The following is a 12,948-nucleotide window of genomic DNA, read 5'->3' on the forward strand; positions in this document are numbered from 1 at the left end:
TGAGAACGATGGTCGCGAGCCCGACGGGCTCAATTACATCAGGATAGTCAGCGCCGAAGCGATCGTGCTGCCGCCATCTTCTAGGCGAGCGCCGATGAATGCAAATATCCATGGAACCTGGGTGCAGGTGATCGCAATTTGTCTGATAGCGCCGTCGGACATTTCCCGCGCCTGACTCACAGTGGCTGCCTCTACCCCTTCCGGGGTACCCCTTCGACGGGATTACGCCGGCGCGCACGGGCGCCCCATACTCGGCCACAGCCTGAAAACGGGCTGCCTGGTCGGATAGGTCGAAGGACAACCCATGAAGATTGAACTGGTACAACTGGCCGGTCGCGATGGCGACACGGCGTACAACCTGCAACGCACGCTGCACGCCATTGCCACCTGCGCCCCGGACACCGACGTGCTGGTGTTCCCCGAAACCCAATTGATGGGTTTTGCCAGCGCCTCGCAACTGGGGGAGGTGGCCGAGGCTGCCGATGGGCCTGGGGTTCAGGCGGTGCTGCAGGCCTTGCGCGAGCGGGATGTGGCAGCGGTCGTGGGCATCGCCGAGCGTGATGGCGACGATTTCTACAACACCTCGTTGCTGCTGACTCCCCAGGGGATCGCCTTGCGCTACCGCAAGACCCACCTGTGGCCGTCGGAGCGTGGCCTGATGCAACCCGGCGATCGTTTTGCCACGACCCTGTACAAAGGCGTGCGGGTCGGGCTGCTGATCTGCTACGACATCGAGTTTCCAGAGCCGGCCCGTGCGCTGGCGCAACTGGGGTGCGACCTGATGCTGGTCTGCAACGCCAACATGGACCCCTTCGGCCCGGTGCACCGTACCGCGATCCTCGCCCGCGCCCAGGAAAACCAGGCGTTTGCGGTGCTGGTCAATCGTTGCGGGGCGGGCGATGACGGTCTGGTCTTCGCCGGTGCCAGTTCGGTGGTCGATCCCTCGGGACGGCTGCTGTTCGAAGCCGGGCGCGAGGAATGCCGGCAGGTGGTGGAGCTGGATTTCAGCGAGTTGCAGCGCTCACGCAAGGACTACGACTACCTCCAGGACCGGCGCATGCCGCTGGCCTGCCGGCAAATCGACCACGCCGATGGGCGCCGCGAATTGCTGATTGCCTGAGTTTTTAGCGCCGCAGACGGCGCGTTCCTTACCCTTCACAGGCAGCCGGCAGCGTCCGCATGCCGTCGTTCTGGAGTCTTGCGATGAAACCTCTGTGCAGTCTGCAACTGGCCGCGGCCGCCGTGCTCGGCCTGGCCATGAGCGGCGTCAGCGCCGCCGAGCCCAGCGTCTCGATCTACAACTGGTACGACTACATTGCCCCCGATGCGACAAAAAACTTCCAGCGCGAAACCGGGGTCGCCACCGTCTACGATGTGTTCGACAACGGCGATGTGATGCAGAGCAAACTCATGGCCGGGCGCAGCGGGTATGACGTAGTGGTCGCCAGCAGCGAGCTGCTGCCCAACCTGATCAAGGCCGGAGTGCTCCAGGAACTGGACCGCAGCCAGCTGCCGAACCTGCCCCACCTGGACCCGGAGATCCTCGCCAAGGTCCAGCACAATGATCCGGGCAACCGTTACGCCGCGCCCTACCTGTGGGGCACCACCGGGGTTGGCTACGATGCGGACCAGGTCAAGGCGCTGCTGGGCGCCGAGGCCCCGGTGGATTCCTGGGACCTGATCTTCAAGCCGGAGAACATCGCCAAGCTCAGCCAGTGCGGGGTGGCCATGCTCGATTCACCCGGCGAGATCATCCCGATTGCCCTGCATTACCTCGGGCTGCCCTACAACAGCCAGAACCCTGAGGACTACCGCAAGGCCGAGGCGCTGTTGCTCAAGATCCGGCCGTACATTCGCTACTTCGACTCTTCGCGTTTTATCTCGGACCTGGCCAATGGCAATGTCTGCGTGGTGCTCGGCTGGTCGGGCGGGGTGTATGACGCGCAACTGGCATCGGCCAAGGCCGGCAATGGGCGCAACCTGGTGTACCGCATCCCGCGCGAGGGCGCTCCGGTCTGGGTCGAGAACCTGGTGCTGCTCAACGACGCGCCGCACCCGCAACAGGGCCTGAGTTTCATCAACTACATGCTGCGCCCCGACGTGATCGCGGCAACCTCCAACTACCTGGGCTACCCGAATGCCAACAAGGACGCCACGGCCCTGGTGGAGCAGAAGGTGCGCGAGAACCCGGGTGTCTACCCGAGCCCGCAGACCATGGCCACCTTGTACCCGCTGGAACCCTTGCCGCTGAAGATGGAACGGGTGCGTACCCGGGTCTGGAGCAAGGTCAAGACGGGCAGTTGAGCCTCAGGCATCCCGCAGCAGGTCGTTGGCGTTGAGCAGTTCGTAGGCGATTTGCGGATGGTTTTCCAGGCCCCGGCGAATCGCCGCCGGGATCGCCTGCCGGGTCTTGCGGCACAGCCCCGGCTGGTCGCGCAGGCGAATGCCGATACCGCGCATGCTGCGCACCTCGTGGAAGCTGGGGCTGATTTCCACACCGATGCCCAACTGCTCGAACATCCGTTGCTGCAGATGCTCGAGGTCGGCCAGGCTCTTGAGGTTTTCCAGGCGCTCGAGCAGGCGCTTTTCTTCCTGGCGGGTCAGGTAGAGGATGCGCGGGTCGGCGCCGGGCAGGTCGAGCAAGGCCTCACGCCCGCAATCGCAGGCGCCGGGGGGGCAGGGTTGGCGAATCGGCAATGAGGCGGTCATGGCTTGCAGCATAGCCAGATGCGCGTGCTTTTGCTTGTCCTGGCGGTGACCGGCTACCCCTTGTTGGCACTCAGGATGCTGGCCACCTGGCGCGGCTGGCAGTTGAGGTAGGGCGATGACTTCAGCCAGCGCTGGTCCGGGTACCAGGAAAACATGAACTGACCATCCTTGAGTTTATCGATCACCTGGCGCGCCACCTGCGGGCGTACCGCCGGGCAACCCTGGCTGCGGCCAATCCGTCCCTGACGTTCACTCCATAACGGATTCACGTAATCGGCGGCATGGATCACGATCGCGCGATCGCGGGCCAGGTCGTTGAAGCCCGGCTCCAGGCCGTCCATGCGCAACGAGTAGCCGTGGGCGCCCTGATAGCTTTCCTGGGTACGGAACAGGCCCAGGCTCGACTGGTAGCTACCCACGCGATTGGAGAATTGGGTGGCGAAGTTTTCCCCGGACATTTGCCCGTGTGCCACCAGGTCGCGCAGCACCAGGGATTTTTTGCGCAGGTCGAAAATCCACAGGCGACGCGCGGTCGAAGGCTGGGAATAGTCGATCACCGCCAGGTGTTCGGCGCGCTGGGCACCACTGCTGACCGCACATTGCATGGCGCTCAGGGCGCTTTTTAGCGCTTGGGGATTGAGTTCCGGGGCGGCGTGGGCGAGGCTGTTGTATAACGCCTGTTGAGTGGTATTGGCGGCGAACGCCGGAGTACTGATGGCGCCCAGGGTGATCAGTGCCAGGCCAAGCCGGCGCAAAAGGGTAAACATGCGAAGAGAGTCCTCAATGCTATTGTTGGCTCCCGACATCCTGTCGTGCCCCTGGCAGGCCCATGTTGGGCTCGCCTGATTGCTTGCCGCACCTGCTGCAGAGGTCGACCGTCAAATCGTGACGGCCATGGATTGGAGTAAAGCAGTTGTTCAAAAAGCACGCATCTTACTTGAGCCTTTGCCTGCTCGCAGTGCCATTGGTCGCGACTGCCCAGAACGAGTTGGCAGACCATCCCGGGCCGATGCAATTGGCCGTGACCCAGGTCGCGGTGGATTGCCCGGGCCTGAAGCTGCGCCCGGACGCCTCGGCGCAGGCATTGCTGCAGGCTTTCTACCAACAGCAAAACTACCTGCCGGTGTGGACCGACGAGGCTCGGGTCACGGCCTTGCTGGCGCAGTTCCAGTTGCTGGTCGATGATGGCCTGGACCCCAATCGCTACAGCCTGCCGCCGACGGACGTGGTCGGTGGCCCGTTGTGCACTGACATCGGCATCAGCTTGAGGTACCTGCAGGCCCTGCGTGAGCTGCATTACGGGCGCCTGCAGCAAAGCCGCTTCGAACCGCTGTGGCACGCGCAGCCGCCAACGGATGACCGCACGGCCCAGATGCTGGCGATTGCCGGTCCCGGCCTGCATGACCTGGAGGCCGCCTTCGAAGCCGCCCGCCCGGCACTTGAGCAGTACCGCAGCCTGCGTCAGGTGTATGCGGCGCAGCGCCAACAGCCATTGCCGCACTGGCCACAATTGCCCGCCGGCGCCTTGTTGCGCCCGGGCATGCAGGACGCCAGGGTCCCCGGGTTGGCCCAGCGCCTGGTCAGCGAGGGTTACCTGCCCAGCGTGCCGGCCCATGTCGGCACCGACTACAGTGCGCAGTTGGCCAGCGCGGTGAAAAACTTCCAGCTCGACCATTCACTGCAGGCTGATGGAGTCATCGGTGCCGGCACCCTGGCGGAACTCAACATCACCCCGGCATTGCGCCGTGAGCAACTGCGGATCAACCTCGAACGTTTTCGCTGGCTGGCCCAGGACATGGAACCCGACAGCCTGCTGGTGAACATTGCCGCGGCCCAGTTGACCCTGTTCCAGGGCGGGGTGGCGGTGTGGCAGACGCGCACCCAGGTCGGCCGTGCCGAACGGCAGACCCCGTTGTTGAAATCCCGGGTCACGCGGCTGACCCTGAACCCGACCTGGACCGTTCCGCCGACCATCATGCGTGAGGACAAGTTGCCGCAGATCCGCCGCGACCAGTCGTTCCTCAGCCGTCAGGACCTGCAGGTGCTGGACCGCAACGGCAATCCCCTGGCGGTGGACGATATCGACTGGGACAACCCGGGCAACATCCTCCTGCGCCAGGGCGCCGGCCCGCGAAACCCCCTGGGGCAGATGGCGGTGCGTTTCCCCAACCCGTTCTCGGTGTACCTGCACGACACCCCGAGCCAGGCCCTGTTCCAGAAGGGCCCGCGGGCGTTCAGTTCGGGGTGCGTGCGGGTCGAGCATGCCTTGCAGTTGCGCGACATGCTGCTCAGTCCGGCGGAGCGCTTGCGCACCAACGAATTGCTGGCCACCGGGCTGACCCATGAGTTCAGGTTGGCGACGCCCGTACCGATCCTGCTGACGTACTGGACCGTACAGGCCGACAGTCACGGTCGTCTGTTGTACGCACCGGACATCTACAGCCGTGACCCGGTGCTGTTGAACGCACTGGGCGTGACCTTGTAGACAGCGCAGGGACATTAACCCCACAAAGTCCTAGCCGTGCCCATGGTTGTAGAGCCCCGAGGGCGGCAGGAGCAAGCTTTGCTCCTGCCGAGTGCCGCGTTTATCCCGGATGTTTGTGGGAGCAGGCCGGCCCACGATAGCGTCAGCGGGTCGTGCCGCGAATTGCGCAAGATTGTTCAAGACAGCCCACTGTCTGGCAGGCACATTCCGATCCCCTCTTTTTGTTGTAGAGCGCTATGTCTGACACTCTCCTGCCGCGCAGTGCTTTCCTGCGTGGTGCTGCGGCCGTGATGCCGTTGTCCCTGGCGACAGCGCCGTGGGGGCTGCTGGCCGGCTCCATGGCCATCGAGGCCAATCTCACACCCCTGCAAGGCCAAGGCCTGTCGAGCATTGTCTTTGCCGGCGCCGCGCAACTGGTGGCGATCGGCATGCTCAAGGGCGGTGCGGGTATTTTCTCGATTCTGCTGACCACCTTGCTGCTGACCTCGCAACACCTGCTGTACGGCATGAGCCTGCGGCCAGTGGTGTCACCCATGCCGGCGCGCTGGCGGGTGGGCCTGGGCTTTTTGCTCACCGATGAGTTGTTCGCCCTGACCAGCCAGTTTGACCGCCAGCAGTTCAACCGGTGGTACGCGCTGGGGGTGGGGTTGACGTTCTATATCGCCTGGAACCTGTTCACCCTGGCCGGCATCGTGCTGGGCAGCAGCATCCCGGGGCTTGAACACCTGGGGCTGGACTTCTCGATCGCCGCCACCTTCATCGCCTTGATCACCCCGGTGGTGCGCAATGTGCCGACCGTGGTCTGCGTGGCGGTCTCGCTGTTCTGCTCGGTGCTGTTCGCCTACTGGCAAGTGGGCTCGGCGCTGGTACTGGCCGGGTTGCTGGGGATGACCGCCGGTTTTGTCTGCAACAAGTTCCAGGGAGCACGCACATGATGGTCTGGGCAGTCATAGTCGGCATGGGCCTGCTGGTGTTTCTCAACCGCTACCTGTTCCTCGAACCCCGTCTGCCGGTGCGCCTGAGCAGCAACGCGCGGCAGTTCCTCGGCTTCGCCGTGCCCGGCATGCTCACCGCGATTTGCGGGCCGATCGTGTTCATGCCCGAGCAGCAACTGAACCTGCAATGGGATAACCCCTACCTGCTCAGTTCGCTGGTCGCCATTGGCCTGGTGCTCTACACCCGCAGCACCCTGATCAGCATGCTGCTGAGCATGGCGTTCTTTTTCCTGCTGCGCTGGTGGCTCTAGGGTTTACCAGGTTTGCTGCTGCCGGGGATGTGCAGGTAGCTCATCACGCTTTCGGTGAGCTCTGTGGCCAGTTTCACCGCTTCCTTGTTGCGCGCCATGACCCCGGCGACCAGCCCTTCGATCAGCGCCAGCACGGCGATATAGGAACTGGTCAACACCGGATGATCGGCCGGGGCGAACAGCACATGCCGGGCGATGTGGGTCAGGGGGGAGGCGGGGGAGTCAGTGATCGCCAGCACCGTGGCGCCACGCTCGTGGGCAAAACGCGACAGCTGCAGGGTGTCCAGGGAATAGCGGGGTAGGGAGATCGCCAGCAGCACGTCGTCCTGGGTGATGGCGGCCAGGCGGTAGGCGGCGTTTTCGTTACCGCCTTCCATGCTGATGGCCGTGGCGTCGGCGCAGAACGGCATCAGTGTCGAGGCGGCCAGGCCGGCCAGGTAGACGCTGTTGCCAAAACCGAGAATGTAGATCTTGCGCGCCTGGATCAGGCACGTGACCACGGCCTCGAACGTGTCGGGGTGATTGTTGCTGCCGGCGGTGTCCAGGTTGCTGGTGGCGCTCTGGATCTGCTCGTGCAGGCCGAATGCGCCACCGGGACGTTGCGCCAGTTCATTGCGCAGCTTGTCCACGGGCGAGACCATCTGCTGCAAGGTCGCCACCAGTTCGGCCTTCATGCCGCTGTAGCCGCCGACATCCAGGACCTTGGCCAGGCGATTGACCGCCGCGGGGGAGGTGGCGGTCTCGGCGGCCATTTCCTCGATGGTCAGGGTCGCGGCCTTGAGCGGGTGGCGCAGGATGAAGTCAGCCACCTTGCGCAGTGACGGCGGCAGGTCCGCGAGGATCTGCGCCAGCTTGCGCATCACTGGGGAGGCATAGACCGTGGTGTTTTTCGGGGAATCAGACATAACCGGCTCGCCATCTACCAAAGGGTTCAAGGGGTCGACAACGCCCCCTCGACATAAGTGGGCGCCAGTGTAGCCGAAGCGCATCGGCACTGCGTTCGCGACGGCCGGCACCGCTCAGCGCATTACTTCAAGCTGCCGGCCAGGAACTGTTGCAGGCGCTCGGACTGCGGGTTGGCCAGCACGTCACGGGGCACGCCCCGTTCCTCGACCACGCCTTTGTGCAGGAACACCAACTGGTTCGACACTTCGCGGGCGAAACCCATTTCGTGGGTCACCACCACCATGGTCCGACCTTCCAGGGCCAGGTCCTGCATGACCTTGAGCACTTCGCCCACCAGCTCCGGGTCGAGGGCCGACGTCGGCTCATCGAACAGCATCACCTCAGGCTCCATGGCCAGGGCCCGGGCGATCGCCACGCGTTGCTGTTCGCCCCCGGACATATGGGCCGGGTAGGCGCCCCGGCGATGGGAGACGCCGACTTTGTCCAGGTAGTGCTCGGCCTTTTCCCGCGCCGCCTTCTTGTCCATCCCCAGGACATGCACCGGGGCTTCCATGACGTTTTCCAGGGCGCTCATGTGCGACCACAGGTTGAAGTGCTGGAACACCATGGCCAGGCGCGAACGCATGCGCTGCAGCTGCCGGGGGTCGGCAGCCTTGAGCCCGCCGGCTTTGTTGGCCAACAGCTTGAGCGGTTCGCCGTTGAGCACGATCTCGCCGGCGTTGGGTTGCTCCAGCAGGTTGATGCAACGCAGGAAGGTGCTTTTGCCCGAGCCGCTGGAGCCGATGATGCTGATCACATCGCCGGCTTTGGCCTGGAGCGAAACGCCCTTGAGTACCTCGACGCTGCCATAGGATTTGTGCAGGTTGCGAATTTCCAGTGTGTTCATGGTCTTGGTCTCGGGAGTCAGTCGCTGAGCAGGCGACCCTGGCGAATGGGGGTGCTGCCTGCGACCTTGGCCAGCCATAGCCCGGGCTGGGCAAAACGCAGGCGCTCGCGGGCGTAGAGAATGCCATCGGTGCTGGCGCTGACCACGCTGTGGCGGTCGGTCAGGGGGTCGAGCACCTCGAACAACGGGTCGCCGACCTTGACGCGGGCGCCCACCGGTTGCAGGAAGCTCACCACGCCCGGGTGCGGGGCATAGGCGTATTGGGCTCCGGCAAAGGGCGTCGCTTCACAGCATTCGGCCGGCGCTGCTGGCCAGTCACCGCTGATCAGGCCGACTTCGGCCAGGTAGCCGAGGATCTGTTCGGCATTCAGCGCGCAGGTATCACCCTCGGTGTCGAGCATGCCCCGCAGTTCCACGGTGGTCGCCACGCAGGCCAGGGGAATGTTGGCCTGCGGAAAACGTTCGGCCAGGTGCAGCCACGGCACCGCGCAGGCTTCATCGAAGGCATTGCCGCCAGCGTCCTCGGCCAGCAGCACGGCGCCGGCCGCCAGGCGCGCGGCCAACGAGCGCACCCGTGGCCAGTTCTGGGGCAGGGCGTAGAGCAGCATGATCGACTCGAAGTCACAGTGCAGGTCCAGCACCACGTCGGCGGTGCAGGCGTGCTGCATCAGCAGCACGCGCAGGCCGTCGAGTTCCGACGCGGGATCTGGCAGGTGGTTGAGTGCCTCGACCATGGTCTCGCGAATCAGCGTCACGTTGGCCTCGGCATCGCTGCCCAGTTGTCCGGCCACGCGCTCGGCCACGGCAGCGCCGAGCGCCGGGAAGTCGCGGTTGAAGTTCTTGCCACTGTTGAACTCGAAGCGCCCCTGGTGGGTGGCCTGGAACATCTGGCCGATGCCAATCGGGTTGGCCATTGGCACCAGCTCGATGACCCCGTCCAGGCGCCCTTGGGCTTCGAGCTCGCGCAGGCGCCGCTTGAGTTCGACCGCGACGCGCATGCCGGGTAGTTCGTCGGCGTGCAGGGACGCCTGGATGTAGGCCTTGCGCGGGCCGGCGCCGAAGCGGAACACCGAGAGGGTGCGCTCCGTGCCGCTGGCGCTCCAGGGCAGGACGTGTTGAATGTGCTGCATGGCAATTCCTTAATGTTTGCGTGGGGCCAGGTGCGCCAGCCAGTGGCGCTCGGCGAGCTTGAACAGGCGCACGAGGATGAACGTCAGGGCCAGGTACATCAGGGCGGCGGTGATGAAGGCTTCGAATGGCATGTAGTAGCGCGAACTGATCGTGCGGGCCGCGCCTGTGATGTCCACCAGCGTGACGATGGAGGCCAGGCTGGTGGTTTGCAGCATCATCAGCACCTCGTTGCTGTACTGCGGCAGCACCCGGCGCAGCGCCGAGGGCAGCAGGATGCGCCGGTACAGGGTCAGGCGTGACATGCCCATGGCCTTGGCGGCTTCGATCTCGCCGCCGGGGGTGGACCGCAGGCTGCCCGCCAGCAGTTCGGCGCTGTAGGCACTGGTGTTGAGGGCGAAGGCCAGGCAGGCGCAGAAGGTCGCGCTGGACAGGTACGGCCAGAGCACGCTGTGGCGTACCGCCTCGAACTGCGCCAGGCCGTAGTAGATCAGGAACAACTGCACCAGCATCGGGGTGCCACGAATGACGTAGGTATAGGCCCAGGCCGGTGCGTTGAGCCAGGGCGCCCGCGAGACACGCATCAGGGCCAGGGGCACCGCCAGTATCAGGCCCAGGGCCAGGGAGATCAGCAGCAGCTTGAGGGTCAGCAGGGCGCCGCTGAAGTACAACGGCAGGCTGTCCCAGATCAAGGTGTAGTCGAGCATGGTCAGGGTCTCCCGATCACAGGTCGGCGGCTTTGATGCCGACCGAGTAACGTTTTTCCAGGGTGCGCAGCAGCACCAGCGAGACACTGGTGATCACCAGGTACAGCGCCGCGACCGCGAGGTAAAACGTGAAGGGTTCATGGGTCGCATCGGCGGCGTTTTTGGCCTTGAACATCATGTCCTGCAGGCCGATCACCGAAATCAGCGCGGTGGACTTGGTCAGCACCAGCCAGTTGTTGGTGAAACCGGGAATGGCGAAACGGATCATCTGTGGCACCAGGATCCGCCAGAACACCTGCCAGCCGCTCATGCCATAGGCCCGGCCGGCTTCGCCCTGGCCAGCGGGAATGGCCATGAAGGCGCCGCGAAAGGTTTCCGACAGGTAGGCACCGAAGATGAACCCCATGGTGCAGACCCCCGCGACAAACGGGTTGATGTCGATGTACTGCTCGTAGCCGACGCCCTGGGCAATGCGGTTCACCAGGTCCTGGCCGCCGTAGAAAATCAGCAGGATCAGCACCAGGTCGGGAATGCCACGAATCACCGTGGTATAGGCTTCGCCCAGATTCGCCAGCCATTTGACTGGCGACAAGCGAAACGCCGCACCGAGCAGGCCCAGGGTGATGGCCAGCGCCATGGCACTCAGGGCCAGGTTGATCGACAGCCAGGCGCCATCGAGAATGCTCGATCCGTAGCCGTGCAGCATGATGAAGTCCTCACCCGACACGCGCCAGGCGTGCGGGACGACAGGGGTTGATGACGATCAGACAAGAGGTAAAACCTGTGGGCGCGAGCTTGCTCGCGATGAGGCCGGCACCTTCAACATCGATGTCGGCAGGTCCACCGCCATCGCGGGCGAGCCCGCTCCCACATTGGATTGGGGGGCGAACACCCATCGGTATTCCACCCATTCCCCCCGTGGGAGCGGGCCGGCTCGCGATGAGGCCAGTACCCACAACACAGAAGTTGATTGACCCACCTTTACTCGGCGGTCGAGCCGTAGATGTCATAGGCGAAGTACTTGCCCATGATTTGCTGGTACTTGCCGTTGGTGCGCAGGGTGTCGATCGCCGCGTTCAGGCGCACGGCGTTGGCCGTGTCACCTTTGCGCAAGGCAATCCCGGCACCCCGGCCGAAGTAACTGGGGTCGTTGATGTCCGGGCCCACCAGGGCAAAACCCTTGCCGGCCGGGGTTTTGATAAAGGCTTCGTCGGTGTTGACGATATCGGCCAGGGTCGCGTCCAGGCGACCTGAGGCCAGGTCCAGCGAGGCTTCGCTTTGCGAGGAGTAACGCACCACCTCGACCCCGGCCGGGGCCAGTTGCTCGGTGGCGAAACGGTCGTAGGTCGAGGCGCGTTGCACGCCGACTTTCTTGCCCTTGAGATCCAGCAACGGGTCGTTGATTACCACGTCGTCCTTCATCGCGAGCTTGCCGGGCGTGTGGTAGTACTTCTTGGTGAAGTCGACGGACTTCAGGCGATCGGGGGTGATCGACATCGATGACAGAATCGCATCGACCTTGCGCACCTTGAGCGACGGGATCATCCCGTCGAAGGCCAGCACTACCCACTGGCACTTGATCTTCATCTCATCACACAGGGCATTGCCGATGTCGTAGTCGAATCCGCTGATCTCACCTTCCGGGGTCTTGAAAGAAAACGGCGGGTAGGCGGCTTCAATGCCAATGCGCAAGGTGCTGTCGTCGGCGTGGGCGAGGGTGCTGGCGGCACAGAAGGCCAGAGTTGCCAGAAGTCCGGTCGTGTTCATCGTGTTGACTCCGTGAGTAGGGGGCGGATGCCCTTCTTATGGGTCTATGATTGACATGAAATAATTCATTAATCAATACAGTGAAAATAAAAATGTCAGTCTGCCGTTCAATCTCAGCCAGACGGTCATGGCGCAATGGCTGCCCGGGTCTAGAGTTGCCTGACTGAACTCCTGCCATCGAAGAGGGCAATGTCATGAATACCAGCGATCTACTTGAACAATTGCTGCGCGCCGGTCAGGGCGCGCAGGGCCAACAGGGCGGTGGTGCCGCGGGCGGGCAAGGCGGCCTGGGTGACTTGGGTGGGCTGCTTGGCGGTTTGCTGGGCGCAGGCGGTGGTGGTGCCGCTGCCGGCGCTGGCGGCCTCGGCGGCTTGGGTGGCCTGCTGGGCGGGTTGGGGGGATTGCTGGGGGGCGCGGGGGGTGGTGGCGGGACGACCCAGGGTCGCTCCAGTGGCACCAACTACGCCGCACTGGCGTCCCTGGGGATGATGGCGTTCCAGGCCTATCAAGCCTGGCAACGCAACCAGGCCTCAGCCCCGCAGCAGGCGCCGCAGACCGTTGACCAGTTGCTCGCCGGGCCACAGATCGAGGCCCATAGCCACGCAGTGTTGCGGGCTCTGATTGCCGCTGCCAAGGCCGACGGGCGCATCGACGACAACGAGAAGCAGATGATCAGCACCGAAATCGGCCGCCACACCAACGACCCGGACCTGCAACAGTGGCTCGATGCTGAAGTCGCCAAGCCACTGGACGCCCAGGAGGTCGCGCAATCGGCCACCGACCCGGCCATCGCCGCGGAAATGTACCTGGCCAGCGTGATGCTGGTCGATCACCAGCAGGACGCCGAGCGCGCCTACCTCGACGAGTTGGCCGCCGCGTTGAACCTCGATCCGCAGTTGCAGGTGCACCTGGAACAGCAAGCCGGCGTCTGAACACGAGCCCCTCCCTGTAGGAGCAGCCGGGCGGCGCTCTCAAGGTTATCGCGAGCAAGCTCGCTCCTGCATAGGGACGGGGGGAGGGTCGATACGCGTGGTTATAAAGTCAGATCACATTGGTATAAGTGGTTATAAGAAATATCGCTATGCTGCCAGCCGGTTTTTGCTCGTCACGCTGG

General features: G+C 64.1%; 15 protein-coding genes. 6 read left to right on the top strand and 9 right to left on the bottom strand.

The features are described 5' to 3' along the window. Positions 1-33: 33 nt before the first annotated feature. The gene (locus H7995_RS28630) at positions 34-162 is read right to left on the bottom strand and encodes a hypothetical protein (RefSeq protein WP_256669929.1); all 129 of its coding nucleotides are present in this window, start codon (positions 160-162) and stop codon (positions 34-36) included. Positions 163-304: 142 nt separating this feature from the next. Here H7995_RS28630 and H7995_RS10105 point away from each other — a divergent pair, with 142 nt between their 5' ends. Both H7995_RS10105 and H7995_RS10110 read left to right on the top strand, forming a co-directional pair. Beyond that, a complete protein-coding gene (locus H7995_RS10105) occupies positions 305-1,120 on the top strand; it encodes a carbon-nitrogen hydrolase family protein (RefSeq protein ID WP_185818296.1) in 816 nt (271 codons plus the stop codon). A gap of 83 nt (positions 1,121-1,203) precedes the next feature. Then, the gene (locus H7995_RS10110; RefSeq protein WP_185818297.1) at positions 1,204-2,304 is read left to right on the top strand and encodes a polyamine ABC transporter substrate-binding protein; all 1,101 of its coding nucleotides are present in this window, start codon (positions 1,204-1,206) and stop codon (positions 2,302-2,304) included. A gap of 3 nt (positions 2,305-2,307) precedes the next feature. Here H7995_RS10110 and H7995_RS10115 read toward each other — a convergent pair whose 3' ends face one another. Then, complete coding sequence (locus tag H7995_RS10115; protein WP_166592355.1) at positions 2,308-2,709, bottom strand: hypothetical protein; 402 nt, start codon at positions 2,707-2,709, stop codon at positions 2,308-2,310. A 53-nt stretch (positions 2,710-2,762) separates the two neighbouring features. Next, positions 2,763-3,476 (bottom strand): murein L,D-transpeptidase catalytic domain family protein, encoded by a 714-nt coding sequence (locus H7995_RS10120; protein WP_166592356.1) that lies wholly within the window; start codon positions 3,474-3,476, stop codon positions 2,763-2,765. 146 nt (positions 3,477-3,622) lie between these two features. Between H7995_RS10120 and H7995_RS10125 the strand changes: the two genes are divergently transcribed. The 3 genes from H7995_RS10125 to H7995_RS10135 all read left to right on the top strand — a co-directional run bounded on the left by H7995_RS10125 (position 3,623) and on the right by H7995_RS10135 (position 6,440). Then, a complete protein-coding gene (locus H7995_RS10125; RefSeq protein ID WP_185818298.1) occupies positions 3,623-5,194 on the top strand; it encodes a L,D-transpeptidase family protein in 1,572 nt (523 codons plus the stop codon). A gap of 236 nt (positions 5,195-5,430) precedes the next feature. Beyond that, the gene (locus tag H7995_RS10130; RefSeq protein WP_166592358.1) at positions 5,431-6,129 is read left to right on the top strand and encodes an AzlC family ABC transporter permease; all 699 of its coding nucleotides are present in this window, start codon (positions 5,431-5,433) and stop codon (positions 6,127-6,129) included. Continuing rightward, positions 6,129-6,440 (top strand): AzlD domain-containing protein, encoded by a 312-nt coding sequence (locus tag H7995_RS10135; RefSeq protein WP_166592368.1) that lies wholly within the window; start codon positions 6,129-6,131, stop codon positions 6,438-6,440. Before H7995_RS10130 ends, H7995_RS10135 begins: the two co-directional genes overlap by 1 nt. Here the strand turns inward: H7995_RS10135 and H7995_RS10140 are convergent. The 6 genes from H7995_RS10140 to H7995_RS10165 form a co-directional block, all read right to left on the bottom strand. Next, positions 6,437-7,345 (bottom strand): MurR/RpiR family transcriptional regulator, encoded by a 909-nt coding sequence (locus tag H7995_RS10140; protein ID WP_166592359.1) that lies wholly within the window; start codon positions 7,343-7,345, stop codon positions 6,437-6,439. The genes H7995_RS10135 and H7995_RS10140 overlap by 4 nt on opposite strands. Before the next feature lie 122 nt (positions 7,346-7,467). Continuing rightward, a complete protein-coding gene (locus H7995_RS10145) occupies positions 7,468-8,232 on the bottom strand; it encodes an ABC transporter ATP-binding protein (protein WP_185818299.1) in 765 nt (254 codons plus the stop codon). A 17-nt stretch (positions 8,233-8,249) separates the two neighbouring features. Next, positions 8,250-9,362, bottom strand: a complete 1,113-nt coding sequence (locus H7995_RS10150) for a succinylglutamate desuccinylase/aspartoacylase family protein (RefSeq protein WP_185818300.1) — start codon at positions 9,360-9,362, stop codon at positions 8,250-8,252. A 9-nt stretch (positions 9,363-9,371) separates the two neighbouring features. Beyond that, positions 9,372-10,067 (bottom strand): ABC transporter permease, encoded by a 696-nt coding sequence (locus H7995_RS10155; RefSeq protein ID WP_166592362.1) that lies wholly within the window; start codon positions 10,065-10,067, stop codon positions 9,372-9,374. A gap of 16 nt (positions 10,068-10,083) precedes the next feature. Next, positions 10,084-10,773, bottom strand: a complete 690-nt coding sequence (locus H7995_RS10160) for an ABC transporter permease (protein ID WP_166592363.1) — start codon at positions 10,771-10,773, stop codon at positions 10,084-10,086. A 275-nt stretch (positions 10,774-11,048) separates the two neighbouring features. Beyond that, entirely contained in the window at positions 11,049-11,834 is a 786-nt protein-coding gene (locus H7995_RS10165) for an ABC transporter substrate-binding protein (RefSeq protein ID WP_166592364.1), read from the bottom strand. A 194-nt stretch (positions 11,835-12,028) separates the two neighbouring features. Here H7995_RS10165 and H7995_RS10170 point away from each other — a divergent pair, with 194 nt between their 5' ends. Next, positions 12,029-12,766 (top strand): tellurite resistance TerB family protein, encoded by a 738-nt coding sequence (locus tag H7995_RS10170; protein WP_185818301.1) that lies wholly within the window; start codon positions 12,029-12,031, stop codon positions 12,764-12,766. The last annotated feature ends 182 nt before the right edge of the window (positions 12,767-12,948 follow it).

It is taken from the genome of Pseudomonas kielensis, assembly GCF_014236655.1.
Lineage (GTDB): Bacteria > Pseudomonadota > Gammaproteobacteria > Pseudomonadales > Pseudomonadaceae > Aquipseudomonas > Aquipseudomonas kielensis.

Bases quoted from the DNA above. Each gene is read 5' to 3' on its own strand.
- H7995_RS28630 (WP_256669929.1), bottom strand. From the start codon at position 162: ATGTCCGACGGCGCTATCAGACAAATTGCGATCACCTGCACCCAGGTT.
- H7995_RS10105 (WP_185818296.1), top strand. From the start codon at position 305: ATGAAGATTGAACTGGTACAACTGGCCGGTCGCGATGGCGACACGGCG.
- H7995_RS10110 (WP_185818297.1), top strand. From the start codon at position 1,204: ATGAAACCTCTGTGCAGTCTGCAACTGGCCGCGGCCGCCGTGCTCGGC.
- H7995_RS10115 (WP_166592355.1), bottom strand. From the start codon at position 2,709: ATGACCGCCTCATTGCCGATTCGCCAACCCTGCCCCCCCGGCGCCTGC.
- H7995_RS10120 (WP_166592356.1), bottom strand. From the start codon at position 3,476: ATGTTTACCCTTTTGCGCCGGCTTGGCCTGGCACTGATCACCCTGGGC.
- H7995_RS10130 (WP_166592358.1), top strand. From the start codon at position 5,431: ATGTCTGACACTCTCCTGCCGCGCAGTGCTTTCCTGCGTGGTGCTGCG.
- H7995_RS10135 (WP_166592368.1), top strand. From the start codon at position 6,129: ATGGTCTGGGCAGTCATAGTCGGCATGGGCCTGCTGGTGTTTCTCAAC.
- H7995_RS10140 (WP_166592359.1), bottom strand. From the start codon at position 7,345: ATGTCTGATTCCCCGAAAAACACCACGGTCTATGCCTCCCCAGTGATG.
- H7995_RS10145 (WP_185818299.1), bottom strand. From the start codon at position 8,232: ATGAACACACTGGAAATTCGCAACCTGCACAAATCCTATGGCAGCGTC.
- H7995_RS10150 (WP_185818300.1), bottom strand. From the start codon at position 9,362: ATGCAGCACATTCAACACGTCCTGCCCTGGAGCGCCAGCGGCACGGAG.
- H7995_RS10155 (WP_166592362.1), bottom strand. From the start codon at position 10,067: ATGCTCGACTACACCTTGATCTGGGACAGCCTGCCGTTGTACTTCAGC.
- H7995_RS10160 (WP_166592363.1), bottom strand. From the start codon at position 10,773: ATGCTGCACGGCTACGGATCGAGCATTCTCGATGGCGCCTGGCTGTCG.
- H7995_RS10165 (WP_166592364.1), bottom strand. From the start codon at position 11,834: ATGAACACGACCGGACTTCTGGCAACTCTGGCCTTCTGTGCCGCCAGC.
- H7995_RS10170 (WP_185818301.1), top strand. From the start codon at position 12,029: ATGAATACCAGCGATCTACTTGAACAATTGCTGCGCGCCGGTCAGGGC.